Annotated in this window: 23 protein-coding genes; 6 read left to right on the top strand and 17 right to left on the bottom strand. The window is 69.1% G+C overall.

What is annotated here, in order from left to right:
- Positions 1–60 precede the first annotated feature (60 nt).
- The 5 genes from hutC to U6958_RS02555 all read right to left on the bottom strand — a co-directional run bounded on the left by hutC (position 61) and on the right by U6958_RS02555 (position 4,677).
- Complete coding sequence (hutC, locus tag U6958_RS02575; RefSeq protein WP_074921257.1) at positions 61–831, bottom strand: histidine utilization repressor; 771 nt, start codon at positions 829–831, stop codon at positions 61–63.
- 26 nt (positions 832–857) lie between these two features.
- Complete coding sequence (locus U6958_RS02570; protein ID WP_012202086.1) at positions 858–1,637, bottom strand: ABC transporter ATP-binding protein; 780 nt, start codon at positions 1,635–1,637, stop codon at positions 858–860.
- Complete coding sequence (locus U6958_RS02565; RefSeq protein ID WP_016447378.1) at positions 1,637–2,521, bottom strand: ABC transporter permease; 885 nt, start codon at positions 2,519–2,521, stop codon at positions 1,637–1,639. Before U6958_RS02565 ends, U6958_RS02570 begins: the two co-directional genes overlap by 1 nt.
- Before the next feature lie 18 nt (positions 2,522–2,539).
- Positions 2,540–3,514 (bottom strand): ABC transporter substrate-binding protein, encoded by a 975-nt coding sequence (locus U6958_RS02560; protein WP_013800043.1) that lies wholly within the window; start codon positions 3,512–3,514, stop codon positions 2,540–2,542.
- Between the two features lie 272 nt (positions 3,515–3,786).
- Positions 3,787–4,677 carry a LysR substrate-binding domain-containing protein gene (locus U6958_RS02555; RefSeq protein WP_074921198.1) on the bottom strand — a complete coding sequence of 297 codons (891 nt, stop codon included), beginning with the start codon at positions 4,675–4,677 and terminating at the stop codon, positions 3,787–3,789.
- Between the two features lie 94 nt (positions 4,678–4,771).
- Between U6958_RS02555 and U6958_RS02550 the strand changes: the two genes are divergently transcribed.
- The 3 genes from U6958_RS02550 (at position 4,772) to U6958_RS02540 (ending at position 9,341) form a co-directional block, all read left to right on the top strand.
- Entirely contained in the window at positions 4,772–6,028 is a 1,257-nt protein-coding gene (locus tag U6958_RS02550; protein WP_074921197.1) for a CaiB/BaiF CoA-transferase family protein, read from the top strand.
- A 9-nt stretch (positions 6,029–6,037) separates the two neighbouring features.
- Positions 6,038–7,189, top strand: a complete 1,152-nt coding sequence (locus U6958_RS02545) for an acyl-CoA dehydrogenase family protein (RefSeq protein ID WP_074921196.1) — start codon at positions 6,038–6,040, stop codon at positions 7,187–7,189.
- Positions 7,190–7,409: 220 nt separating this feature from the next.
- A complete protein-coding gene (locus tag U6958_RS02540; RefSeq protein WP_017405658.1) occupies positions 7,410–9,341 on the top strand; it encodes a RecQ family ATP-dependent DNA helicase in 1,932 nt (643 codons plus the stop codon).
- A 100-nt stretch (positions 9,342–9,441) separates the two neighbouring features.
- Here U6958_RS02540 and U6958_RS02535 read toward each other — a convergent pair whose 3' ends face one another.
- The 3 genes from U6958_RS02535 to U6958_RS02525 form a co-directional block, all read right to left on the bottom strand.
- Positions 9,442–10,251: a DUF4198 domain-containing protein gene (locus U6958_RS02535; protein ID WP_074921195.1), complete on the bottom strand. Its 810-nt coding sequence runs from the start codon at positions 10,249–10,251 to the stop codon at positions 9,442–9,444.
- A 6-nt stretch (positions 10,252–10,257) separates the two neighbouring features.
- On the bottom strand, positions 10,258–10,746 hold the full coding sequence (locus tag U6958_RS02530; RefSeq protein WP_016447372.1) for a hypothetical protein: 489 nt from the start codon (positions 10,744–10,746) through the stop codon (positions 10,258–10,260).
- A gap of 172 nt (positions 10,747–10,918) precedes the next feature.
- Positions 10,919–13,324, bottom strand: a complete 2,406-nt coding sequence (locus U6958_RS02525; protein WP_074921194.1) for a TonB-dependent hemoglobin/transferrin/lactoferrin family receptor — start codon at positions 13,322–13,324, stop codon at positions 10,919–10,921.
- Positions 13,325–13,604: 280 nt separating this feature from the next.
- Here U6958_RS02525 and U6958_RS02520 point away from each other — a divergent pair, with 280 nt between their 5' ends.
- From U6958_RS02520 to U6958_RS02510, 3 genes are read left to right on the top strand one after another with little or no spacing between them, the layout of a single operon-like run.
- Positions 13,605–14,984, top strand: coding sequence for an aspartate aminotransferase family protein (locus U6958_RS02520; protein ID WP_074921193.1), 1,380 nt, complete (start codon positions 13,605–13,607; stop codon positions 14,982–14,984).
- Positions 14,985–14,991: 7 nt separating this feature from the next.
- Positions 14,992–16,065, top strand: a complete 1,074-nt coding sequence (locus U6958_RS02515) for a GNAT family N-acetyltransferase (RefSeq protein WP_074921192.1) — start codon at positions 14,992–14,994, stop codon at positions 16,063–16,065.
- Positions 16,047–16,952, top strand: a complete 906-nt coding sequence (locus tag U6958_RS02510; protein WP_016447368.1) for an arginase family protein — start codon at positions 16,047–16,049, stop codon at positions 16,950–16,952. Before U6958_RS02515 ends, U6958_RS02510 begins: the two co-directional genes overlap by 19 nt.
- 36 nt (positions 16,953–16,988) lie before the next feature.
- Here the strand turns inward: U6958_RS02510 and U6958_RS02505 are convergent, their stop codons facing one another.
- From U6958_RS02505 to U6958_RS02465, 9 genes are all read right to left on the bottom strand, one after another.
- The gene (locus tag U6958_RS02505; RefSeq protein WP_074921191.1) at positions 16,989–18,218 is read right to left on the bottom strand and encodes a DegT/DnrJ/EryC1/StrS family aminotransferase; all 1,230 of its coding nucleotides are present in this window, start codon (positions 18,216–18,218) and stop codon (positions 16,989–16,991) included.
- Positions 18,211–18,705 carry a multidrug efflux SMR transporter gene (locus U6958_RS02500; protein WP_016447366.1) on the bottom strand — a complete coding sequence of 165 codons (495 nt, stop codon included), beginning with the start codon at positions 18,703–18,705 and terminating at the stop codon, positions 18,211–18,213. The genes U6958_RS02505 and U6958_RS02500 overlap by 8 nt, the downstream gene beginning before the upstream one ends.
- A 1-nt stretch (position 18,706) precedes the next feature.
- Entirely contained in the window at positions 18,707–19,075 is a 369-nt protein-coding gene (locus U6958_RS02495) for an EamA family transporter (protein ID WP_012202070.1), read from the bottom strand.
- A complete protein-coding gene (locus U6958_RS02490) occupies positions 19,065–20,006 on the bottom strand; it encodes a carboxylesterase (protein ID WP_016447365.1) in 942 nt (313 codons plus the stop codon). The genes U6958_RS02495 and U6958_RS02490 overlap by 11 nt, the downstream gene beginning before the upstream one ends.
- A gap of 174 nt (positions 20,007–20,180) precedes the next feature.
- Positions 20,181–20,885, bottom strand: a complete 705-nt coding sequence (locus tag U6958_RS02485; protein ID WP_016452236.1) for an MtnX-like HAD-IB family phosphatase — start codon at positions 20,883–20,885, stop codon at positions 20,181–20,183.
- Positions 20,878–21,822, bottom strand: a complete 945-nt coding sequence (locus tag U6958_RS02480) for an HlyD family secretion protein (protein ID WP_017405665.1) — start codon at positions 21,820–21,822, stop codon at positions 20,878–20,880. The genes U6958_RS02485 and U6958_RS02480 overlap by 8 nt, the downstream gene beginning before the upstream one ends.
- The gene (locus U6958_RS02475; protein ID WP_016447362.1) at positions 21,819–22,577 is read right to left on the bottom strand and encodes an ABC transporter ATP-binding protein; all 759 of its coding nucleotides are present in this window, start codon (positions 22,575–22,577) and stop codon (positions 21,819–21,821) included. The genes U6958_RS02480 and U6958_RS02475 overlap by 4 nt, the downstream gene beginning before the upstream one ends.
- 15 nt (positions 22,578–22,592) lie before the next feature.
- A complete protein-coding gene (locus U6958_RS02470; RefSeq protein ID WP_016447361.1) occupies positions 22,593–23,747 on the bottom strand; it encodes an ABC transporter permease in 1,155 nt (384 codons plus the stop codon).
- Positions 23,744–25,213, bottom strand: coding sequence for an efflux transporter outer membrane subunit (locus U6958_RS02465; RefSeq protein WP_046982603.1), 1,470 nt, complete (start codon positions 25,211–25,213; stop codon positions 23,744–23,746). Before U6958_RS02465 ends, U6958_RS02470 begins: the two co-directional genes overlap by 4 nt.
- Positions 25,214–25,404: the final 191 nt, after the last annotated feature.

Here is a 25,404-nt window from a genome sequence, read left to right as displayed (position 1 = left end):
GTCTATACAATATCAATCGAAGCGGAACAGCGCAAGAGCGGGAACCCCGCCTTTCCGGCCTCAGCCGTCGTGCGATCCGCCGTCTGTGCGAAAGCGGCTGCCCAGCCGGTAGCGCATGCCCGGATGCACGCAGTGCACCCAGGTCACGGGCGTGCCCAGGTACCAGGTGCGGCGCGTCAGCGTCAGGCAGGGCTGGTCGGCGTCCATCTGCAGCCAGCGCGCCTGCTCGGGCGTGGGCAGCATGGCGTCCACCACATGCTCGATCTGGTCGAAGGGCACGTTGCGCACCAGATACACCGAAGGCTGGATCAGCGAGAAGTCCTGCTCCATGAAGTCCGGCGCCATGCGCGGGTTCACATGGCGGTCTTCCAGCTGCACGGGCACGTCGTTCTCGAAATGCACGCCCTGCAGGTGGAACACCGAGCTGCCGGCGGACAGCTGCAGCGAAGCCGCCGCCTCGGGCGAGGCCGACTCGCGGCGCACGCTGATCAGCTCGAAGCGGTGGTCATGGCCGCGCTGGCGGATTTCCTCGGCGATGTTGGCGATGCGCAGCAGCGTGGACTGCGGCTTTTCCTCGGCCACGAACGAGCCCACGCCCGCCACCCGCACGATCACGCCCTGCTCGGCCAGCTCGCGCAGCGCGCGGTTGGCCGTCATGCGGGCCACGCCGAACTCCTGCACCAGCTCCTGCTCGGACGGCACGCGCTCGCCGGCCGACAGCGAGCCATCGGCGATCTTGCGCATCACATGGTCCTTGACCTGCTGGTACAGGGCCATGGGCACCTCCGCCGTCGTTGCGGAAAGACGAGAAGCCGTGGAGCGGGAAGACATGGTGTGGGCAGTGGTCATGAAAAGCGTCAGTGTGCAGCAGCAGCCAGCGACTCTGCGCGAATCTCTTCGGTCAGCCGGGCTTTCAGCTCCATGAACTCGGGCGATGTCTTGACCGTGTAGTGGCGCGGATGCGGCAGGTTCACGGGAATGTCGGCCTTGATGCGGCCCGGCCGCGCGCTGAACACGGCCACGCGGTTGGCCATGAAGATGGCCTCGTCGATGTCGTGGGTGACGAACATCACGGTCTTGCGCTCGGCCTCCCAGATGCCCAGCAGCAGCTCCTGCATGAGCACGCGGGTCTGGTTGTCGAGTGCGCCGAAGGGCTCGTCCATGAGCAGGATCTTGGGATCGTTGGCCAGCGCGCGCGCAATGGCCGTGCGCTGCTGCATGCCGCCCGACAGCTGCTTGGGAAAGTGGTTCTCGAAGCCGCGCAGCCCCACCTTGGCGATGAAGTAGTCGCTGCGCTCCTTTTGCAGCGCCTCGCTCACGCCCTTCTCGCGCAGGCCGAAGCGGATGTTCTGGGCCACCGTCAGCCACGGGAACAACGTGTAGCTCTGGAACACCATGCCCCGGTCGGCGCCCGGCCCGTCCACGGCGCGGCCGTCCAGCAGCACCTGGCCCGTGGTCGGGAAATCCAGCCCCGCCGCAATGCGCAGCATGGTGGACTTGCCGCAGCCCGAGGGGCCGAGGATGGTGACGAAGTCGTTCTCGCGGACCTCGAAATCCACAGGCAGCAAGGCCTGCGTGCTCGTGCCCTTGTGGCTGGTGAAGGTGCGCGAAACACCTTGAATGGACAGCAGATTCATCACAGGGTGCTCCACTCGAACATGCGACGGTTCAGCGATTTGAAGATGAAATCGGACACCAGGCCGATGAGGCCGATCACGATGATGCCGAAGATGATCTGGCCCGTGTTCAGCAGCGCCTGGCTGTCGGTGATCATGTGGCCGATGCCCGAGGACGAGCCGATCAGCTCGGCCACGATCACATAGGTCCAGGCCCAGCCCAGCACCAGGCGCAGCGTCTCGGCAATGCCGGGCGCGGCGCCCGGAATCAGCACGCGGCGCACCACGCCGGTGTTGGAGGCGCCCAGCGTGTAGGCGGCCTCCACCAGGTCCTTGCGTGCGCCGCCCACGGTGACGGCCACCATCAGCGTGATCTGGAACACCGAGCCGATGAAGATGACCAGCAGCTTCTGCGTCTCGCCCACGCCGGCCCACAGGATCAGCAGCGGGATGAAGGCCGAGGCCGGCAGGTAGCGGCAGAACGAGACAAAGGGCTCGAAGAAGGCCTCGACCGGCTTCCAGGCGCCCATGGCGATGCCCAGGGGCACGGCCACGACCGAGGCCAGGATGAAGCCGCCCATCACGCGCCAGACCGTCATGCCGATGTCGTGCAGGAAGCCGTACTCGGTGAACAGCAGCACGCCCTCGCGCGCCATGGTCATGGGGCTGGCCAGGAAGGTCGGGGAGACGAAGCCGCCCAGCGTCACAGCCGCCCAGACGAGAAAGAACAGCACGAAGAAGGCCACACCCAGCACCCACTTGGCCGTGGGGCTGACGGGCTCCAGCGGCGCCATGCGGCGGCGGCGGACGGGGGCTGGCGCCGCGGCGGGCGCGGGAGCGTGCGGTGTGGCGTGGGTCATGGGCTTGTTAGCCGGCTGGACTGCGGAAGTGGATGCGGCTTGCATGGTCATCCCCTGGCGGGCTTACTGGATGAAGCTGGCGTCGTACATCACGCCATAGTTCTCGGGGATGGAGCGGATGATGCCGGCCTCCTTGAGGATCACGGCCGATTCCTTCATGAACGGCACCAGCTCGTTGGCGAAGAATTTCTGGTTGGCTTCCTTGTCGGACCACTTGAGGTAGGAGGCCGACTTGCCGAACTGCTCGCCGCTTTGCTTGACGGCCGTGCCCATGATCTCGAAGGACTTGGTCTTGTCGGCCTCGATCATGGCCACCGCATCGAAATACGACTGGGCCAGGGCCTTGGCGGCGGCGGCGTTGGCCTTGAGCCACTTGGGATCGCAGCCCACGGTGTCCATGACCATGGGGTAGTCGATGGTGGTGGCCAGGATCTTGCCCGCCGCCGGGTTGGCGCGGATGGTGGACAGGTAGGGCTCGTAGCTCATGGCCGCATCGTTCTGGCCGGCCACGAAGGCCTGGGCCGCAGGCTGGGGCTCCAGGGAGACGGTCTTCACATCCTTCATGGTCATGCCGTTCTTGTGCAGCATCCAGGCCAGGCCGAAGTACGGCGCCGTGCCCGGCGCGCTCACGGCCACGGTCTTGCCCTTGAGGTCGGCAAAGCCCTTGACGTCATTGCGCACGGCGATGCCGTCGGCGCCATAGGACTTGTCCATCTGGAAGATCTGCACGATGGGCACGCCGTTGGTGTTCCAGGCCACATGCGTCTCGATGGTGGTGGCCGCGCACTGGATGGCGCCCGAGGCCAGGGCCAGGTGGCGGTCCTTCTGTGGAATCATCTTCAGGTCCACCGCCAGGCCGTTCTTCTTGAAGATGCCGGCCTTGTCGGCCAGGGTCAGCGGCGCGAAGCCTGTCCAGCCCGACATGCCCAGGGTGATCTTGGTCTCCTGCGCGGCAGCGGGCTGCAGTGCGGCGGCAAGGCAGAGGGCGGCGGCCAGCGGCCCCAGGGGCAGGCGGCGGAACGTGGGGATCGAACTCATGTGGCACTCCTCGGTCGGGAAAGCAAGTTGGCAATGGCAGTTTCGGGGTCCGCGGGCAGACCGGTGCGGAAGCCCGAAGTGTGTTTTTGCCGACCAAACATGTATATACAGGATTACCCGGCAAACCTGGCAAGGGCGGAAACCTGCATCCATCTGCGGTCAACACAGAGAGCGAGAGCAAGCACCGTGCCAACCCATCTTGTCCATACAAGCTGGGGAAAGTCCCTGGTCGCGATTCACCACCGTGGTGCAGGCCACCGCACGGCGCGCCGCTACGGTGCAATCACAGCCCGCGCCACCTTCAAAAAAGGTGCAATCAGCGGCGAGGCATTGCCCGCCGGCACAGCCAGCACCACGGGCTGGGGGGCCACGCGGCCCCGGATGCGGCGGCAGGCCAGGCGCTGGCCATCGTGGGCGCGGTCCACCATCGGTCGCGTGGTCAGCACGCTCAGGCCGTGGCCATTGGCCACCATGGAACGCAGCATCTCGATGGAGGCGAACTCATGGGCCACCAGCGGCGTCACGCCGGCCTCGCGGAACAGCGACAGGAAATACTCGCGGCTGTGCGGCAGGTTGATCAGCACCAGCGGGTGGTCCGCCACTTCGGCCAGGCTCACGCTGGTCCTGGCCGCCAGCGCATGGCGATGCGGCAGCAGCACATAGGGCGGCAACGCCGCCACGGGCAGCAGCTCCATGCGGGGACGCGCCAGGCCCGTGTTGTACTGCAGGGCCGCATCGAGCTCGCCGCGCTCCACCTGCTGCGTGAGCGAGGCGATATCGCCCTCCACCAGCTCCAGTGCAATGCCGGGATGGCGGCGCTGCATCTGCGCCAGCAGGGCCGGCACCCAGCGCGCGCCCAGCGTGCTCAGAAAACCCAGGCGCAGCACACCCGCCATCGCCGCCGTGCGCGGCCCCTGCAGGCTGCGTGCGCCGTCCAGCAGCGCCTGGGCCTCGCGGCTGCGCACCGCGCCGGCCGCCGTGAGATCCAGCCCCCTGGCATGGCGGCGCACGAACAGCGCCTCGCCCCACAGCGCCTCCAGGTCGGCAATCGCCTTGGAGATGGACGGCTGGGACACGCCGATGGCTTCTGCCGCGCGCGCCGCACTGCCATGGCGTGCAGCGGCCACGAAGTACTCAAGCTGCCGGAGGTTGATATGGATCATCTTTTTGAATGCATTGCATCAGGATTGAATATTTTCCATTGATTCAATTGCGGGCCAGCATGCAGCCATCCACCACCTGTCCATGGCTGCATCAATGACCGAATCCGCCTCGCCCCCCGCCCCTGCCAGTACCGCCCGCCCGCTGGACGGCGTGCGCATTCTCGACTTCACGCGCGTGCTGGCCGGGCCGCTGTCCACGGCCCTGCTGGCCGACCTGGGCGCCGAGGTCGTCAAGATCGAGCCGCCGCAGGGCGACGACTACCGCGCCATCGGCCCCATGAACAACGGCGAAAGCGCGCTGTTCACGGTGATGAACCGCAACAAGCAAAGCCTGGTGCTGGACCTCAAGCACCCCGAGGCCGTGGCCCTGGTCCACGAGATGGCGGCCCAGGCCGACGTGGTGGTGGAGAACTTCCGGCCCGGCGTGGCCGAGCGCCTGGGCATCGGGGCAAGCCAGTTGCGGGCGCTCAATCCGCGCCTGGTCTATGTCAGCGTCTCGGGCTTCGGCCAGACCGGGCCGCTGGCCCACCGGCCGGCCTACGACATCATCGTGCAGGCCATGAGCGGCCTCATGGAGGCCACGGGCGAGCCCGATGGCGCGCCCACCGTCGTGGGCGAGGCCGTCAGCGACGTGGTGGCCGGCCTGTTCGCCTCCTGGGCCACGCTGGCCGCGCTGCTGCAGGCCCGCGCCACCGGGCAGGGCCAGCAGGTGGACGTGGCCATGTTCGACACCACGCTGAGCTTTCTGGCCACCTCGGTGGCGCGCTACCTGTTCACGGGCCGGCCCGCGCGCCGCGTGGGCAACCGCCATCCGCTGTCGGCCCCCTTCGGCGTGTACCGCGCAGGCGATGGCCACTTCGCGCTGGCCGTGCTCAACAACAAGCTGTTCGCTGCCGCCCTGCAGGCCATGGAGCTGGGCAGCCTGGCCGGCGACCCGCGCTTTGCCAGCGACGAATCACGCTCGGCCCACGAACCCGCGCTGCGCGAGGCCATCGAGGCCTGGGCCGGCCGGCATGAAGTGGCGCAGGTGGTGGCCGCGCTGGATGCGGCCGGCGTGCCCGCCGCCCCCATCTGGAACATTGCCCAGGCGCTGGAGTCGCCCCAGAGCCAGGCGCGCGGCCTGCTCGGCGCGGTGCAGGACCCGCGCCTGCCCGGCCTGCGCCTGCCCACCCAGCCCGTGCATTTCAGCGGCGCCGCACCCAACCGCGCCGAGCGCGCACCGGCCCTGGGCGAGCACACCGAGGCCCTGCTCTCGCAGTGGCTGGGCCGGGGTGCCGAAGCGATTGCCGCGCTGCGCGCATCCGGTGCCCTGGGCACCGCAGGCGCAGCCCCCTCTTCCCCATCACATTGAGCAACCGACATGAACTTCCAACGACTGGGCACCACCGCCGACGACCACGCCATTGCCGATGCCGTGGCCCGCTTTGCCGACGACGCACTCGCCCCGCTGGCGCAGCGCATGGACGAAGAGGCGCTGTCCGCCACCTGCCATGTGCCGGGCCTGTCGGCCCTGGGCGTGATGGGCATGAATCTGCCCGAGGCCCTGGGCGGCCCCGGCGTCACGCCCACGGCCATGCTGCTGTCCCTGGTGGCCATCTCGCGCGCCTGCGCGGCCACCTCGTCCATGATCGGCGCCCACTACCTGGGCACGGACGCCGTGCTCATCGGCGGCGACGACGCCCAGCGCCAGCAGTGGCTGCCGCGCTGCGCCAGCGGCCAATGGCTGGCGGCCTTTGCGCTGAGCGAGCCGCGCGGCGGCTCCCACCCGGCCGACATGCGCACGCGCGCCGTGCGCGATGGGGACGACTATCTGATCACGGGCGTCAAGCACTTCATCTCCAACGCCGCCGAGGCGCGCTTCATGGTGGTCTTCGCCAAGACCGACATGGAGGCCGGTGCACGCGGCGTCAGCGCCTTCATCGTGCCGCGTGACCTGCCCGGCATCCAGGTCTCGGCGCCCGAAAAACTCATGGGCATCCGCGGCGGCCATGCCTTCGAGGTCTCGCTGGACGGCGTGCGCGTGCCTGCCAGCCACCGGCTGGGCGCCGAGGGCACGGGCTTCAAGACGGCCATGAAGGTGCTGGACAACAGCCGCCTGGACGTGGCGGCCACCGCCCTGGGCGTGGCCGAGGCCGCCCTGGCCGCCGCCGCGCAATGGGCCAATCAGCGCCTGGTCGGCGGCGAGCCGCTGGCCACGAAACAGGGCATCCAGTGGAAGCTGGCAGACATGAAGCTGCGGCTGGAGTCCTCATGGGCGCTGACCATGCAGGCCCTGGCCTTGCGCCAGGCAGGCCAGCCCTTCACCCAGCACTCGGCCATGGCCAAGCTGCATGCCTCGGAAATGGTGGGCTTCGTCACCGACGAGGCCCTGCAGATCCACGGCGGCTACGGCTACACGCGCGAAATGCCGCTGGAGCGCCTGGTGCGCGATGCGCGCATCCTGCGCATCTACGAGGGCTCGTCCGAAGTGCAGCGCAGCATCATTGCGCGCGGGGTGCTGGCCGGCAGCTGAATGCAGCAGCGGGTGGCTAGGAGAAATCTGAAAATGGCACCCTCGCGCCCGGAAAAGGCCGTTGATGCAGAGCGGTTCAAACCCCAGGTCTTCCCTGGACCTTGCGAGGGGGCGCAAAATGGCGGCTGTTGCGGCCTTCGGGCCGCAGCGCATTTGTTGCGGGAAGCGCCCGCATCCCGCCCCCTCCCGCGCCAGCCGCCCCTGCCGAAAGAAGCCTCCGTTGTCCGCCGCGCATTCCGTCCTGCAAGCCGTGTTCGGCTACGAACAATTCCGCGGTCCGCAGGAGGCCATCGTCTCGCACGTGGTCGCCGGCGGCGATGCGCTGGTGCTCATGCCCACGGGCGGCGGCAAGAGCCTGTGCTACCAGGTGCCGGCCATCGTGCGCCAGCAGCAGGGCCACGGCGTGGCGGTGGTGGTGTCGCCGCTGATCGCGCTCATGCACGACCAGGTGGGCGCGCTGCACGAGGCCGGTGTCAGCGCCGCCTACCTGAACTCCACGCTGTCCTATGACGAGACGCAGGAAGTCGAATGGCGCCTGCAAAGCGGCGACATCACCTTGCTGTATGCCGCGCCCGAGCGCCTGAACACGCCGCGCTTCCTGGGCCTGCTCGACGACCTGCATGCCCAGGGCAAGCTGTCGCTGTTCGCCATCGACGAGGCGCACTGCGTGAGCCAGTGGGGCCATGACTTCCGGCCCGAGTACCGCGCGCTGAGCGTGCTGCACGAACGCTATGCGGGCGTGCCGCGCATTGCGCTCACGGCCACGGCCGACGCGCTGACGCGCGCCGACATCGTCGAGCGGCTGCAGCTGGAGAGCGCGCGGCACTTCGTCAGCAGCTTCGACCGCCCCAACATCCGCTACCGCATCGCCGAGAAGAAGGACGTCAGCAACCAGCTGCTGCGCTTCATCGAGCGCGAGCACGAGGGCGAGGCCGGCGTGGTCTATTGCCAGTCGCGCAAGCGCGTGGAGGAGCTGGCCCAGACGCTGAGCCAGGCCGGCGTGCCCGCCCTGCCCTATCACGCGGGCCTGCCCTTCGAGACGCGCCAGCTGCACCAGGACCGCTTCCTGCGCGAGGACGGCATCGTCATCGTCGCCACCATCGCCTTCGGCATGGGCATCAACAAGCCCGATGTGCGCTTCGTGGCGCACGTGGACATGCCCAAGAACATCGAGGGCTACTACCAGGAAACCGGCCGCGCAGGCCGCGACGGGCTGCCCGCCGACGCCTGGATGGCCTACGGCCTGTCCGACGTGGTCAACCAGCGCCGCATGATCGACGAAAGCCCGGCCGAGGACACCTTCAAGCAGGTCATGCGCGGCAAGCTCGATGCCCTGCTGGGCCTGGCCGAGGCCACGGACTGCCGCCGCGTGCGGCTGCTGGCCTACTTCGGCGAGCAGTACGGCCTGGGCGCACCGGGAGAAGACGCAGAGACGGACATTGAAGGCCGGCCGCTGCAGCGCGTGGCAAAGACCGCCTGCGGCAACTGCGACAACTGCCTGGAGCCCCCGGCCCTGTGGGATGGAACGGACGCCGCGCGCAAGCTGCTGTCCACCATCTACCGCGTGCACGAGGCCAGCCAGCTGACCTTTGGCGCGGGCCACATCATGGACGTGCTGCGCGGCAAGGACACCGAGAAGGTGCGCCAGTACGGGCACGAGAAGATCTCCACCTTCGGCCTGGGCAAGGACTACAGCGAGCCCCAGCTGCGCGGCGTGATGCGCCAGCTGCTGGCCACCGGCGCCCTGGGCCTGCACAAGATCACCAGCGAGAACAGCGGCCACAGCTTCGACACCCTGTGCCTGGCCGAAGGCTCGCGCGAAGTGCTGCGCGGCAATGTCCAGGTACAGCTGCGCGAGGCCGTCGCAGCGCCGCGCACGCGCACCTCCAAGCGCGCCACCCAGCCCAACGCGGCCGCCGCCAGCCTGGGGCCTGATGCCCAGGTGCGCTTCATCAACCTCAAGGCCTGGCGCGCCGAAGTCGCGCGCGAGCACAACCTGCCGGCCTACGTGATCTTCCACGACGCCACGCTGGCCGCCATTGCCGAGCGCAACCCGGCCTCGCTGGACGACCTGCAGGGCATCAGCGGCATGGGCGCCAAGAAGCTGGACGCCTATGGCGCCGAGGTGCTGCGGGTGGTGGCCACGGGTTGAGGCGCATAGCCCTCATGCACATCGCCTGGGGCTGGGCTTCACCATGAGAAAAGGCCTGCACCTCCATGGCGGCAGGCCTTTCTCGTGAAGCCGGAACCCCTTACTGCGCCAGCACCCTGAACGTCAGCGTGTAGTTGTTGCCGTACTGCGGCGCGGCGGCGCCGGCGGGGGCGTCGGCGCGGTAGCGCACCAGGGCCAGGTAGATGCCGGACTTGGGCAGGGCGTAGGAGATGCGGCCCTCGCCATCGGTGGTCAGCGCGTCCACGCTGTGCTGGCTGGCCAGGTCCATGGCCGAGCGGAAGATTTCCACCTTCTGCGCGGCCAGCGGCCTGCCGTCGTATTGCACGGTGAAGTCGAACTTCTCGCCCGCGAACAGGTCGGCGGGATGCGTGACGGGCACGATCTCCAGGCCCTTGCCTGAGGGCGCGAGCGCAGCCCGGCTGGGCTTGCCCACCGTGATGTAGGTCTCGGAGACCGACAGCGACTGGTAGTGGCTCAGCAGCCTGGCATCGGCCGGCGTGGGCGTGGCGGGATCACGCGCGGTCTCGACCTTGCCGTTGCGCTCCCACGAACGGAAGATGGCGCCCAGGCGCGGGCCGGTGCTCACGCGGTAGGTGCCTTTCTCGTCGGGCAATTGGTGCTCGGCCACGGTGCGGGTCTTGAACTGGCGCACATCGGCCATGGGCGTGACCGAGCCGTCGGGCGCCGTCACGGTGAAGCGCGTTTCACCAAAAGCCACTTCGGGGATGAAGAACTTGTCGGCAAAGCTGGCGTCCACGCTGATGACGGCCCGGGGCTGGGCCTCGAAGCTGGTGGGCAGCAGGTAGGGCGTGTGGGCCTGGGCCGAAAGGCAGACTGCCGACAGCAGCGGCAGCCACCAGGCCAATCGCTTGGATGGGGTTCCAGCCATGTCCGCTCAGGGCTTCTTGACGTCGTTCTTGTCCACGACGCCGTCGGCATTGACGTCGGCTTCCTTGAAGCTGCGATCGGCGATGGCCATGTCTTCTTCCACGGTGTATTTGCCGTCGCGGTTCCTGTCCACGATGCCGAAGCGCACATGGGCCTGCTTCATGGACTGGGCATAGCGCTCGTCGGGCTGGCGGCCCGCGTACTGCTGCTTGAGGCGGGCCTCGAACTCGTCCACGTACTCCTTCTCGCTGAGCCAGCCGTCGCCATTGGTGTCGCCGGCCAGGAAGCGCTGCTTGCGCACGGTGTCGTACTCCTGGCGCGTGACCACGCCATCACGGTTGGCGTCGTAGCTGCCCATGAAGGCAGACTGGCCATGCCCGCCCGCAGGCTGGGCAGGGCCGCTGGCGGACGGTGCCGTGGGCGATGCGCAGGCGGTGAGCAGGGCCGCCAGGCCGGCAGCGGCCAGCATGCGGTGGGACAGAGAGAACTCGATCATGAAACGACTCCTGAAGTAGGCAGATACAGCGGCGGCTGCGATGGTGGTGGAGGCTTTCCGGCCGACACCGCCGCTGTAGGGAAGGCCGGCCGGCCCCTGGAGAAACTCCTCGGATCCGCGCCACGCGGCAAGTGAAGGTGGCGTGGATGCAATGGCATGGTGCGCAGGGTGCTCAGAACGCAACGTTCATGGACACGGCGAAGGTGCGGCCCGGGTTGCTCAGCAGCTCGATGTCGCGGCGGTCGCGCGCCACGCCGGGCTGCAGGCTGCGGGTACTGGAATAGTCCCAGTAGCGCTTGTCGCCCAGGTTGTAGATGCCGGCGTTCAGGCGCACGTTCTTTGCGACCTGCCAGTAGCCGGCCAGGTCGAAGATGGCATAGCCGGGCACGCGGAACAGCTCGGTGGTCGAGTCGGTCAGGCCGGTGCCCGCGTTCTGGTAGCTGTCGCGGTTGGTGGCCACGGCCTGCTTGCCCGCGACGAAGGTGCCGGTCAGGTTCAGGCCCCATTGCCGGGCCGGTGCGTCATAGCCCACGCCGACGATGGCCTTGCGCGGCAGCACGCTGTCCAGCGGCACATCCTTGTCGCCTGCGTAGTAGGACTTGGAGGTGCCGCGGCTGATGCCCAGCGCCCAGGTGGAGTACAGGCCCCTGGCGGCGGGCATCCACTGGCCGTGGTCCAGGCGCGCGCTGGCCTCGAAGCCGTAGATCTTTGCGCTGTCGCGGTTCTCGGCCTGGTAGATGGTGCCGATGTGGGCGGGCACGTTGACGAACAGGTCGGGACGGCCCGCGCGCAGGTAGCGCGTGTAGGCGATGAAGTCGGAGTACCTGGTATAGAAGACCGAGCTGTTGAAGGTCACGCCCGGCGTAGGCGAACCCTTGAGGCCGAAGTCGAAGGCATTGCTGCTTTCCTCCTTCAGGTTGGGGTTGCCCACCAGGGCGTACTGGCCTGCCGCATTGTAGTTGCTGGCCATGTTCCACGAGCCGAAGATCTCGCCGGCCGAGGGCGCTCGCCCGCTGCGCTTGAACTGGGCATAGGCGCTGAACGTGGGCGTGAGGTCATAGACCAGGGCCAGGCTGGGGCTGAGGATGGTGTTGCCGCGCGTGCCGCCGTAAATCTTTTCCACATCGGCGGCCGTGAGCACGCCCGAGACGAAGTTGTCCAGGTCGCGTGTCTTGATCTCCACGCGGTCCACGCGCAGCGCGGGAATCAGCGCCAGGCGGCGGCCACCGGCCTGGAAGCTGATCTCGTCCTGCAGGAAGGCGCCGTAGCGGCGGGTGGTGGTGTCGGGCTGGGGCTTCATGCTGCCGGACACGGCCCAGGGGCGCTCCGTGTCCTGGGTCGAGGCATTGACGCCAAAGCTCAGGCGGTGGCGGTCGATGCGCTTGTCGCCCGTGCTCGAGAAACCCCAGGTGCGCGTCTCGTTGCCCGAGACGTTGTGCACCTTGGCGCCCGTGGCCAGCGTGGTGGTGTCGGTGACGTCGTTGGTGTCCGTGTTCTGGAAGTACAGCCGCGTGTCCAGCTGGTCCACCCAGGCGCCGGCCGGTGTCCACAGGTGCTGCAGCTGCAGCGTGTTGCGGCTGGTGTCGCTGTTCTGGCGCGAGCTTTCGGTGATGCTGGTGTTGGTGGTGTCCCAGCCGTGGAAGGAGGTGTCGTTCTTGCGGCGGTACAGGTCGGCCGACAGCACCAGGCGGTGGGCCGGGTTGATGCGCAGGCCGCCCTTGAGCAGCAGCGCGTTGGAGTTCCAGTCGTCGGGATAGCTGTTGACGATGGCGCTGTGGTTGCGCGTCTCGTGGCCGTCGCGGCGCGAATAGGCGATCAGGCCGTCGAGGTCGCCCGAGCGGCCAGCGGCCGTGAAGCTCTCGTTCCAGGAGCGGTCGGCCGTGTCGTGGCCGATCTTGCCGCCCAGGTAGGAGGTCTTGCCGCCCACCAGGTAGTCCTCGGCGGACTTGGTGCGAAAGCCCACCGAGCCGCCGATGCCACCGGCCGCGCGCCGCGCCGTGGTGGTGCCGGAGTGGATGTCCACGGCCGAGAACATTTCCGGATCGATGAAGTCACGGCCCACGCCGAAGGTGTTGGCGCCGACACGGCTCACATAGGGGCGCGTGGTGGCATCGGGCATCTCGACGCCGTCCACATCCATGCCGATGCGGTTGCCCTCGATGCCGCGGATGTTGTAGCCCGTGGTGCCCGAGCGGTCGAAGCTGCTGCGGTTGCGGCTGGTGCCCGAGGCCGTGCCCGGCGCGGAGACCAGGGGCTGGTAGCGCACCACGTCGGCCATGCTGCCGGCCTGCTCCAGCGCCGGGCCGCTGACGGTGGTGGAGGTGCCCGGGGTGCGCTGCGCGGGCTCGGCCGTGTCGACCACGTCGACCTGGGCCAGTGCCTTGGTGGGTGCCTGCGCCATCAGCCGGGCCTCATCGTCCAGGGCCTGAGGCCGGGGCTGGGCCCAGGCGCCGGACGTGGCCAGGCCGATCACGGCGGCCTGCACGGCCACGGCCAGCAGGCTGGGCCGCAAGGCCGGCGCAGCGCAGGGATTCCAGAAAAGGGAGACAGGGGCGCAGGAGCGTGAAGATGGAGCCATGGCAGGAATCGGGGAACGAGGGTTGCTGGCTAGCTGCCGACCTCTTCGCGGAGTGCTCTTGCGAGACCATTGATTCCCCCCGGGTGTGATTTCTTCCTGCTGGCTTTCCGCGATTCTCCCACCAATTGATAATGATTATCATTTGTTTTGTATCATTTACGTCACAGGGACAGATCACGGTCCCGCGCGGACCTCCTCCACAAACCCCACACAAAGACTCGACAGCGCAGCAAGATTGCCCGCTCACACTGCGGCGGCTGAATATCTGGAGCCCTTTGCTGTGACCAATAACGCCCAACTCCTGGCCGACGAAGCCAAGTACTGCTCGTTCGGGGATACCGTCCACTACGTCAATCCCCCCAAGATCTTTTCGGGCTGCGAAGGCAGCTACATGTACGACGAGGCCGGCACGCCCTACCTCGATCTGCAGATGTGGTATTCGGCCGTGAACTTCGGCTACAAGAACAAGCGCCTCGAGCAGAAGATGATCGAGCAGCTGCAGACCCTGCCCCAGGTCGCCAGCCAGTACCTGCACCCCACCAAGATCGAGCTGGCCAAGTTCATCGCCCAGGATGCGGAGCGCAAGTGGGGCCATGCCGGCCGCGTGCACTTCAACGTGGGCGGCGCCCAGGCCATCGAGGACTCGCTCAAGGTCGTGCGCAATGCCAGCGGTGGCAAGAGCCTGATGTTCGCCTTCGAGGGCGGCTACCATGGCCGCACGCTGGGCGCCTCCAGCATCACCTCCAGCTACCGCTACCGCTACCGCCGCCGCTACGGCCACTTCGGCGACCGCGCGCAGTTCATCCCCTTCCCCTACCCGTTCCGCCGCCCCAAGGGCATGACGTCCGAGGAATACGCGGACTCCATCGTCCGGGAATTCGCGCGCAAGTTCGAGAACGAATACCACGCCATCTGGGACCCCAAGACCAACCAGTGCGAGTACGCAGCCTTCTACGTGGAGCCCATCCAGGGCACGGGCGGCTACGTCGTGCCGCCGCCCAATTTCTTCAAGGGCCTCAAGAAGGTGCTGGACGACCACGGCGTGCTGATGGTGGTCGATGAAATCCAGATGGGCTTCTGGCGCACCGGCACGCTGTGGTCGGTGGAGAACTTCGGCGTCAAGCCCGACGTGCTGGTCTTTGCCAAGGCGCTGACCAACGGCCTCAACGCCCTGTCGGGCCTGTGGGCGCGCGAGGAGCTGATCAACCCCACCATCTTCCCGCCGGGATCGACCCACTCCACCTTCGCCTCCAACCCGCTGGGCACGGCCCTGGGCCTGGAAGTCATGAAGATGACCCACGAGATGGACTTCGGCCGCCAGGTGCGCGAATCGGGCGCCTACTTCCTCGAAGGCCTCAAGGAGCTGCAAAAGCGCCACAAGGAAATCGGCGACGTGGACGGCCTGGGCCTGGCGCTGCGCGCCGAGATCTGCACCGAAGACGGCTTCACGCCCAACAAGGCGCTGCTGGACAAGATGGTGGACATCGGCCTCGAAGGCGGCCTGGAATACCAGGGCCAGAAACGCGGCCTGGTGCTGGACGTGGGCGGCTACTACAAGAACGTGATCACCTTCGCGCCCTCGCTGATGATCTCGCGCCCCGAGATCGACGAAGCCATGGTCCTGCTGGACCAGTTGCTCACGAAAGCCAAGGCGGCCTGAAGGCGCGATGCCCGCAGAGCGCCTGCACAACCAGCTCGAACCCCCAGGCCTGCTCGCGCAGTTCGCGGCCCATCCTCCCGAGGGCTTCGCACTGCTGCAGGACTGGCCGGCGCCGGCCTTCACGGCGCCCTTCGATCTTCTGACCACGGCGGACGACGCGCTCAAGGCGCGTCTTTTGTCGTTGCCCGGTGGCGGCTGGCTGTCGCGCCGGCTGCGCCTGTCCACCGACTTCGTGGGCACCACGGTCAGCGAGTACGCCGTGCTGCCCATGGGCACCCCTGCCGCCCAGCAGGCTGCCGCGCTGCGTGCGCGCGCAGGCCGGCGCATGCTGACCATCGTCAAGGACCTGCCCCAGGATTCCCCGCTGCTGCCGGACGCCGACAACGCCCATGCACGGGCGCTGGCGCAGGCCCTGGCCGATGCGGGCTTCATCCTGGTCGAAGGCCAGGCCCTGGCCCATGTGCCCATCGACTTTTCCAGCCTGGACGAGTACCTTGCGCGCCTGTCCAGGAGCCGCCGCCAGAACCTGCGCCGCAAGCTCAAAAGCCGCGCGCAGCTGCAGGTGCAGCGCATTCCCACGGGCGCGGCCTTTGCCGATGACGCCTGCGTCGATGCCTACTACGCGCTGTTCGATGCGGTGTATGCGCAAAGCGAGATCCACTTCGACAGGCTCACGCGCGATTTCTTCGCGGCCGTGCTGCGCGATGCAGGCAACGGCGGCCTCGTCTTCGAGTACCGCGCGCTGCAGGACGACGGCGCGCCCGGCGCGCTGCTGGGCTGGAACCTGTGCTTCGAGCACGGCGGCAAGCTGATCGACAAGTACATCGGCCTGTCCTACCCGGCCGCACGCGAGGCCAACCTCTACTTCGTGAGCTGGATGGTCAACCTCGAATACGCCATCGAACGCGGCCTGAGCCACTACGTGGCCGGCTGGACCGATCCCGAGGTCAAGGCCCAGCTGGGCGCCAGCTTCACCTTCACGCAGCATGCGGTCTTCATCCGCAACCCGCTGCTGCGCGCACTGGGCCGGCGCTTTGCCGGCCACTTCGAAAGCGATCGCCAATGGAGCGAACAGAACTGAATGCCCAGCCGGTCGTGCTGGATGTGGATGGCTCGGTGGGGTCCTTGCCCGGCGAGCTGCGCCTGCCGCTGCAGCACTGGCAGGAGCAGGTGCGCTTCGGCTGCGGCCTGCGGCGCTTCGCGCGGTTCCGCGCGGCGCTCGATGCGCAACTGCCCGCCGCGCATGGCACGGCCCTCATGGGCAGCGGCGACTTCCACCATCTGAGCTGGCCGCTGATCGAGCGCTGCATCGCGGCGCGGGCCCTGTCCTCAGGCCGGCCGCTGCGCGTGGTCGTGCTGGACAACCACCCCGACAACATGCGCTTTCCCTGGGGCGTGCACTGCGGCTCCTGGGTGCGCCGCGTGGCCCTGCATCCGGCCGTCTCGCATGTGCACGTGGCCGGCATCACCTCCGGCGACATCGGCCGCGCGCACGCCTGGGAGAACTACCTCACGCCGCTGCGCGCCGGCCGCCTGAGCTACTGGAGCGCGGGCGTGGACACGGGCTGGGCGCGCCGCCTGGGCGTGGACTCGGCCTTTCGCAGCTTTGCCAGCGTGGCCGAGCTGTCGCGCACGCTGGCGCGCATGCTGCGCGAGCAGGCCCAGCCCACCTACCTGAGCATCGACAAGGACGTGTTCGCGCCCGAGGTGGTGCGCACCAACTGGGACCAGGGCCGCATGCTGGAGAGCGAAGCCATGGACATCATTGGCGCGCTGTCCGGCCAGATCGTGGGCAGCGACATCACGGGCGATGTGTCTTCCTGGCGCTACGCGACCTGGTGGAAGCGCTGGATGAGCGCGGGTGACGGCCAGGACACGCAGATCGGCGCGCAGACGCTGGCCACCTGGCAACTGGGCCAGCATGCGTTCAACGAGCGCCTGGTGGAGCGTCTGCAGCAGGCCGGCTGAGGCCCCACCGGAGCTGCGGCGACCGGTGCTGCGAGGTCAGGCGGCGGCCTGCTTCATGGCGCTTTCCAGCACCTGGACCAGATCGCCAAAGCGCGCGTCGTCGAACCACAGGCTGTTGCCCACCGCCACCAGGCGCTGCGCCCAGTCGCGCCCCTGGTCCACCCCGTCCTGGCGTGCCAGGCCCAGCACATGGTCGTAGCGGCCATAGTCGGGCAGCACATGGACGAAGGGCAGCGACAAACCCCAGCCCCGCCCCCATTGCGCGCGCAGCAGCGCATCGCGCGTGGCAGCATCGCGCAGGCGCAGCAGCAGCACGGGCCAGACGCCTTGCGCACCCGGCACGGTGTCGCCCACCACCTCGATGCCATCGATGGCCGACAGCCAGGCGCCGCGCTCACGCGCCTGACGCAGCAGTTGCTGCTGGAAGTCCGCCAGCCGCGCCAGTGCGCGCCGGCCCACGCGGCGGCGCCAGGCGCCCAGTTCATGGCGGGCAATGGCGTCGTCGAAATCATCGCCGGCGGCCTGCACCCAGTCGCTGCGCGACAGCGCATCGCGCAGGGGGCGGCCATAGGCCAGGTCCAGCCCGGCGGGGCGGTACAGCGCCGCATAGCCCAGCAGCTCCAGGCTGCGGCGCAACTCCCAGCCCCGGTCCTGGCGCACGCTGGCCGCATGTGTCTCGCGCAGTGCCTGGCGCAGCGCGGGGTCGCGCGCCAGCAGCACGCCGCCCTCGAAGGTGGTCAGGCCCTTGCCCACGGCCAGGCTGTAGAAGCCCACATCGCCCTGCCAGCCCACGGGCTCGCCGCGCAGGCGTGCGCCCAGGGCCTGGGCCGCGTCCTCCACCACCCAGGCGCCCACGGCGCGCGCGCAGTCCAGGGCCGTGTCCACGTCGACCACGCGGCCGCACAGATGCGTGGGCAGCACGGCCAGCGTGCGTTCGCTGCACAGCGCTCGCAGATGGTGGCGGCTCATGTCCAGCGTGTCGGGGCGCAGGTCGCACAGGCGCAGCTGCAGGCCGCAGTGCGCCACGGCCAGGGCCACCAGCGGGCAGGTATAGGCGGGGGCGATGACTTCGCTGCGGCCCGGCGCCAGGCGGCGCAGGGTCTGCAGCGCCACCATCAGCGCCGAGGTGCCAGAGCATTCAAGCTGCACGGCGGGCACGCCCAGCCACTGCGCCAGCGCCGTCGCCAGGTCTGCATCGCCCCAGGGCAGCAGGTCGGCCGCGCGCAGCGGCAGGCCTGCCGTGGGCGGCAGCACGCGTTCAGCCATGGCGCGTGCCGTGCTCGGCCGATGCCGCCAGATGCGCGGCGCCCGCGCTGGCCGAGCCCGCGCCCGGATTGCCGCCCGCATGGCCCGGCGTGTCGTCGTCTGCGCCGGGCCCCTCGGCCTCCTGCGTCTCGCTGACCGCCAGGCAGGCGATGCCGGCCACGATGAACAGGCAGCCGATGATCTGGGGCATGCCTATGCGCTCGTCGAACAGCCAGTACGACAGCGCCAGCACGGAAAGAATCTCCAGGTGCGATGCCGCAAAGGCCGGGCCGATGGGCGCGCGCTTGAGCAAGGTCATCCACGAGAAAAAGGCGCCGATGTAGCCCACGAAGGCGCCATAGATCCAGGGCTGGCCGAACACGCGCGCCAGCCAGTCCACCGAGAACTCCAGCGGCAGCGCCGCATTGCCGGCCTGCTTGAAGCTCAGCTGGGCCAGCGTGTCGAAGGCCATGAGCACCAGAAAGCCGATGAAATAAAAGCGCTTCATTTCAATGCAGGCCCACGATGGCGACGCCTATGGACACCAGAACGATGCCTGCCACGCGCATGGGTGCCAGCTTCTCGGCAAACAGCAGCCGGCCCGCGATCATGATGGCCACGATGTTGATGGAGCCCAGCAGCACGCCCTCGGACAGCGGCACCAGCGAGAGAAAGGCCAGCCACAGCACGAACTCGGCCACATAGCAGCCCACGCCCAGCCACAGCCAGGGCCTGGAGGCCATGAAGCGCCAGCGCGCCAGTCCGTCCAGATCACCGGGCTGGCTGGCAGCGGCCTTGAAGGCCAGCTGGCCGCCGCTGTCCACCAGCACGTTCAGCACCCACAGCGTGATGACCAGCGGCGAGAGATCACTGCCCATGCGGCGCAGCCTCCACAGCCCGGCCTTCGCGGGGGGCGGCGCCGCTGGCGATGCGCGCCACGAACTCGGTGGTGCGCGCGATCACGGTGCGGCGGTCGCGGTCGATGGTGACCATGTGGTAGCTGTTGTCCAGCAGCACCAGCTCGACATGGGCCTGGCTGGCGCCGTGCACGATGTCGTGGGCGTTGGCCACCGACGAGATGTCGTCGTTGCGCGCATGGATGACCAGGCAGGGCGAGCGCAGCTGGGGCAGGCGCGCCAGCACGTGGGCCGAGAGGCGGCGCAGCTCGATGATGGACCACCAGGGATTGCCCGGCAGGCCGGCCGCCGCGCTGTCGCCCGAATGCATTTGCTCGACCACGCGTGCGCGCAGCGCCTCGTCCTTGATGCCGTAGGGCGGCTGCTCCATGAACACGCTGCGGCGGCCAATGCCCAGCGCGCGGAACAGCGGCAGCAAAAAGGCCAGGCGCGTGTAGAAGGGGATGCTCCAGCCGTCGTAGCGGAAGGTGGTGGACAGGGCGCAGACGCCGTCCACCTTGTCGGGATGACGCTGGGCCACGGCCAGCGAGAGCACGGCGCCCATGGACAGGCCGCCGACCACCACATGGTCCACATGCTGCGACAGCCGCTGCAGGCCGCCTTCCACGCTGGCCAGCCAGTCGGTCCAGCGCGTGTCCACGAGATCTTCCATGCTGCCGCAATGGCCGGCCAGCTGGACCGCATAGACGGTGAAGCCCTGCTTGTTCAGCCCCTTGGCCAGCAGGCGCATCTCGGCCGGCGTGCCCGTGAGCCCGTGCACCAGCAGCACGCCGGTGCGCGCGGCAGCGCCCGTGCCGGGCATGACGAATTCATGCTCGGTCACGCAGACGCTGTCCAGCCCCGTGGCAGGCTCGCTGCGCTGAACCAAGGAGAGCCCATCACTCAAATTCATGTCAATTTTCCATGACGCTGCGCGTCGCCCTCTGTCCATGAAACTGGCGTGCCCTGAAGCCAGAGACACCGTGGAAGGGCCTTGGCCGGCCGCGCCGCCCCGCACCGAAGGTATCGTCCCCCTTGGGGGGCGCCGTGCAACGGGAAGGCGCGAAGCGACTCAGGGGGTGGTATGTCATGCCAGCGCCTCCAGGCCCAGGACCACCTTGTCGAGCAAGGCCGTGGCCTGCTCGAAATGCTCGAAGGGCGCATGGGCGATGCCCCGGCTTTCGCAGTGGGCGATGAGCTTGTACTTGGCCAGCACGAAGTCGGCCCGGCCCGAGACGCAGAAGTCCGAGGTGCTGTCGCCCACATAGAGCACGCGGCCATGCTGGGCCTGCTGCTCGGCCAGGCGCTCGCACTTGCAGTTGCCGCTGGCGCGCGCGCACTGCGCACTGGCCCAGGGCGAGTCCAGGCGCCAGCTGCGCTCGCCGGTCGGCACCAGACGGTTGGCGATGACCTGCAGATGGCCCAGGCCATGGCGCTCCAGCACATGGCGTATGGCGTAGTCGATGCCGTCGCTGACCACCTGCACCACCATGCCGTGGGCCTGGGCGGCCGCCACGAAGCCGGCGAAGCCGGGATCGATCTCGATGGTGTCCAGGTGGGCGCGCAGCTCGGCCTCGTCCATGTCCAGCAGCGCGACCTGGCCCTTCATGCATTCGCGCGAGCCGATCTCGCCGCGCTCCCAGGCGTCTTCCAGCTCCTGCCAGCCGGGCTTGCCGAAGCGGTTGAGCAGGGTGTCGGTCACGTCCAGCAGGCTGATCGTGCCGTCGAAATCGCTTTGCACCATCCAGCCGGGCGCGGCGGTGTCCAGATACAGGGGAATGCGCTTATTCATGGAACTGCACCCTTACGTTTTGGCCCACGCGCACGGCGGCGGCGGGAGCTTGCTCGAAGACCAGCACACATTCGATGACACGCACCGGCCCGCGCTGCTGGTCGTCCTGCAGCCGCGCCGTGCCATAGACGGGGCTGATGCGCAGCACGCGTGCCGAAGGCAGCTGCTGCTGTGCGGAGCCATCGGCATCCAGCGTCACCGTGGCCCGCATGCCTTCGCGCACGGCGGCGGCGAAGCTTTCGTTGATTTCGGCGCGCACCTGCAGCGGGCGCTGCGGCAGCAGCACCACGGCCGGCGTGCCGGGCACGGCCTGGCTGCCCGCGTGGGTGGCCAGGCGCACCACGGTGCCGGCCTCGGGCGCGCGCAGTTCCTGGCGCTTGTGCTGGGCACGCAATTGTTCGAGCTTGCGCTGTGCCACCTGGGCCTCGGCCGCGGCCACGTCTATCTCGGCCTGGGCATCGCGCAGTGCCTGCGCGGCCTCGTCCACGTTCTGCGCGTCGGCCGCGCCCTCGCGGGCCGCTGCCTGCCAGCGCGCCAGGGTCTGCTTGAGCTGGGGCAGGCGCGCGGCGCGTGCCTTCTGGCGGGCCCTGGCCAGCTGGGCCTCGGACTCGGCCACGGCCAGGTCGGCCTGGCCCGTCTCGTCGGCCAGCCTCAGCAGCAGCTGGCCGCGCTGCACGGACTGGCCTTCCTTGACGGACAGCTGCTGCACCACGCCGGCCACGGCGGGCGACAGGTCCAGCAGCCCGCCTTCCACCTCGATCTTGCCGCGCGCCACGGCCACGGCCGCCGGGCCGCTTTGCTGCGCCCTGGAGCTGGCCTGGCCCGCATTGGCGGGCGCATCGTGCGAAGGACCGCAACCCGCCAGCAGCGCGGCGGCGGCCAGCGCCGCAGCCAGTCCGGCAGTGGAAGCGGCAAGGCCGCTCAGGGGGTGCTTCATTGTTTTTCCTTCAACGGGGAAGTCTGGCGCCAGTCGCTGCGGATGGCGCCGTCCTCCATGCCGAGCACGCGGTCGGCATGGCGCACCAGGCGCGGGTCATGGCTCACGCACAGCACGGTCGTGCCATGGTTGCGCGCCGCGCGGTGCAGGATGTCGATGACGCGCTGGCCGCTTTCGGCATCCAGCGCACTCGTGGGTTCGTCGGCGAACAGCAGCTGCGGCGCCTTGGCCATGGCGCGCGCAATGGCCACGCGCTGCTTTTCGCCGCCCGACAGTTCGGCCGGGCGCATGTGGGCGCGGTGGGACAGGCCGACCTCGTCCAGCGCCTGCTGCGCGCGGCGCAGGGCCTCGTCGCTGCGCAGGCCCATGTAGCCCAGGGGCAGCTGCACCTGCTCGATGGCCGTCAGTGCCGGGAACAGGTTGAAGCCCTGGAAGACGAAGCCCGTGTGGCGCAGGCGAAACTTCTCCAGCGCCCGCGTGCCCAGCTTGCCCAGGTCCTCGCCCAGCGCCATGGCGTAGCCGCTGTCCGGCGCCTGCAGGCCCGACATCAGCGACAGAAGGGTGCTCTTGCCGCAGCCCGAAGGGCCAGAGATCAGGCTCAGTTCGCCCGCGTACAGCGATACCGACAGGCCCTGCAGCACCTGCACGCTGACCATGCCCGACAGGAAGGACTTGCACAGCCGCACGGCTTCCAGGCTGGGCGCCGTGCGGGGCACCGCCGTGGGCGCGGGGGAAGAGGCATTCATCACGTTCATGGTGTCTGGAAGTCTTCAGCGCAGCAGCGTGGCCGGGTCGGCGCGCAGCAGGCTGCGCATGGCGCCCAGGCCCGACAGCAGGGACAGCACGGCCACCAGCACGGCACAGGCCAGCACGGCAGATGCGTTCAGCGCCACGGGCACGCGGTAGGCCGTGGCCACGGCCAGCAGCACGGCGCTGGCCAGCGCGGCCATCACGAAGCCCAGGCCCCCGATCCAGCAGGCCTGCTCCACCACCACGCGGCCCAGGGCCGCGCGGCTCACGCCCAGCGCGTTGAGCACGGCGTACTCGCGCGACGAGGCAGCCACCACGGCCTTGAGCGACTGGCTGGTGACCACCGAGCCCACCAGGCAGACGATGACGGCCATGAACAGCACGCCCGCGCCGGCGCCCGTGTCGAACATCCAGTAGCGCTGCGAGCGCCGCGCGAATTCCTTGGCTGTCCATGCCTCGTAGGGGCCGAAGCTGGGCGTGGACTGGTTCAGGCGCTGCTGGACGGCCTTGGCCGAGGCGCCGGGGCGCACGCGCGCCACGAAGTAGGTGCTGCCCTGGCCCGGGTCACCGGCAATCTCGCGCGCCGTGGCCAGCGAGGCCAGCACGTTCACGCCGCCCAGGCCGCGCAGCCCGTCCACGGCGGCCACCACCTGCACGCGGTGGTTGTTGACCCAGGCCACGCCGCCCTCGCTGGCGCCCAGCGTCTGCAGGTCGGCCCGGTCCACGATCACGGCGCCGGGTTCGCGCAGGCGCTGCCGCTGCCAGGGCTGGAGCACGCGGGAAAACAGCATGGAGGCATCATCGGTGGCAATGCCGGACAGGTAGACCGACACGCCGCCGCCGTGTTCGCTGGCCGCGCCGCCGGCCGGCGTGCTGGAGCGCCAGTCGCCATCGACCCAGACGTAGGGCTCGACGGCAGTGATGTCCGGGTCCATGCGCAGGCGCATGTCCACGTCGCGGCCGATGGTGCGGCCGAAATTCACGCTCTGCGTGCCCGGGTAGCCGATCCACAGATCGGCCGAGGACGCCGTCACATACAGCGCGGCCGATCCGAAGATGCCCAGCACCAGCGCGGCCTGCATGGCCAGCAGCACGCCGGAGAAGCCCACCGCGAAGACGGAGGGAATGAACCGGCGCCACTCGTGCACCAGCGTCTTGCGCGCCAGCGCGATCATGAGGATGCCCCTTGAGCCACGGGCGCAGGGCCGTTGCCGGAATCGTCCTCCGGCCTGTCCTCGGCAGGCAGCGGCGCGCCGCCCAGGGCCTTGTACAGCGCCACATAGGCCAGGGCATGGGCGGCCAGGGCGGTGGTCTGCTCGCTGCGCGCCTGCAATGCGGCGCGCCGGGACGCCAGACCACCGAACTCGCTGTCCAGGCCCAGCTTCTGGCGCTGGTGCTGCACGCGTTCGCGCTCGGCCAGCACCTGCTGCGAGTCCTGCAGCGCGGCAATGCGCTGGCGCTGGGCACCGATGGCGGCCAGGGCGGATTCGACCTCGGCCACGCCGTCCAGCACGCTCTGGCGGTAGCCCTGGATGGCAGCCTGCAGCGCCAGCTCGCTGGCATCGGCCTGCGAGCGGCGGCGGCCCCAGTCGAACAGGGGAATGTCGATCTGCGGCCCGAAGGTGGGCGCGTTGTCCTGCGTCGTGCGCAGGTTCTGGGTGATGTTGAACGAATACAGCAGCGAGCCGCCGATCACGAAGCGCGGGTACAGCGCCGCTTGCGCAATGCCCTGCTCGGCTGCGGCGCGTTCCACGCCGGCCTGCGCCACCTGGATGTCGGGGCGCGTGCGCAGCAGGTCGGCCGGAAGGACCGCCACGCCCAGCGCCTGCGGGCCAGGCAGCGGCGCTGTCGCATCGGCCTGCAGCCATTGCGCATCGGGCCGTGTGCGGCCCAGCAGTGCGGCCAGCATGTGGGCGCTGCGGGCCTGGGTTTCACGCAGGCCCGCACGCAGGGCAGCGCTCTGGCCGGCCTGCAGCTGCAGCTGGCGCACGGCCTCGGCCGTGCCCAGGCGCTGCTGCTGGCGCACCTGGGCCAGTTGCAGGGCACGCGCATCCAGCTGCGCCTGCTCGTCGATCAGGGCCAGCTGGCGCTGGGCCATGCGGATGTCCAGGTAGCGGTGCACCACGTCGGCCACCAGGGCCACGCGCGCTGCCTGCAGGCGGCCCCGTGCATCGAGCACGGCAGCTGCGGCATTGCGCTCGCCGGCCTCGCGGGCGCCGAACAGGCCCAGGTCCCAGCTCACGTCGATGCTGGCGTGGAAATACGAGTCGATGGCTGCGATGTCCTGCAGCGTGCGCGCACCGGCCGTGAACACGGGCCGGAAGGCAGCGCCGGCCGTGCCCGCCAGCAGCCGCTGCTGGCGCAGGCGCGACTGGGCCTGGGACAGATCGAGGTTGGCGGCCAGCGCCTCCTCGACCAGGGTGTTGAGGGATTCATCGCCCCAGGCCTTCCACCAGCCCTGCAGGTCGGGTGCGGCGGCCGAGCCAGGTGCACCCGGCGCGGCGGCGGGCAGGGGCTGTGTCCACTGCGCAGGCACCGAGCCGTCGAGCTGTGCCGGGGGCGGCGATGAGCAGCCGGCCAGCGCCAGGGCGGCGCCCAGGCACAGGCTGGAGAGGCGTTGCGTCGCGGCGGCGTGGTTCACGGGATGGACAGGCGGGAGGGGATGATCGAGGGGGAGGACCGGGAAAACGAGGCCAGGGAACCATGTCCCCGGATAGCCATTGGACGCGGCCAAGCTTGCGCGAGGTTGCAGGCTTTATGGAGGAAACATGGAGAACGCGGCGCCGTGCGCAAGCCTCTCTTGCCCATCCCGGGCGGGAGCCAGTCGCGGAC

The organism is Delftia lacustris (assembly GCF_040267515.1).
Lineage (GTDB): Bacteria > Pseudomonadota > Gammaproteobacteria > Burkholderiales > Burkholderiaceae_C > Comamonas > Comamonas tsuruhatensis.
The sequence above is the reverse complement of the archived record's forward strand: the minus strand, read 5'-3'. Positions and strand labels throughout refer to the sequence as shown.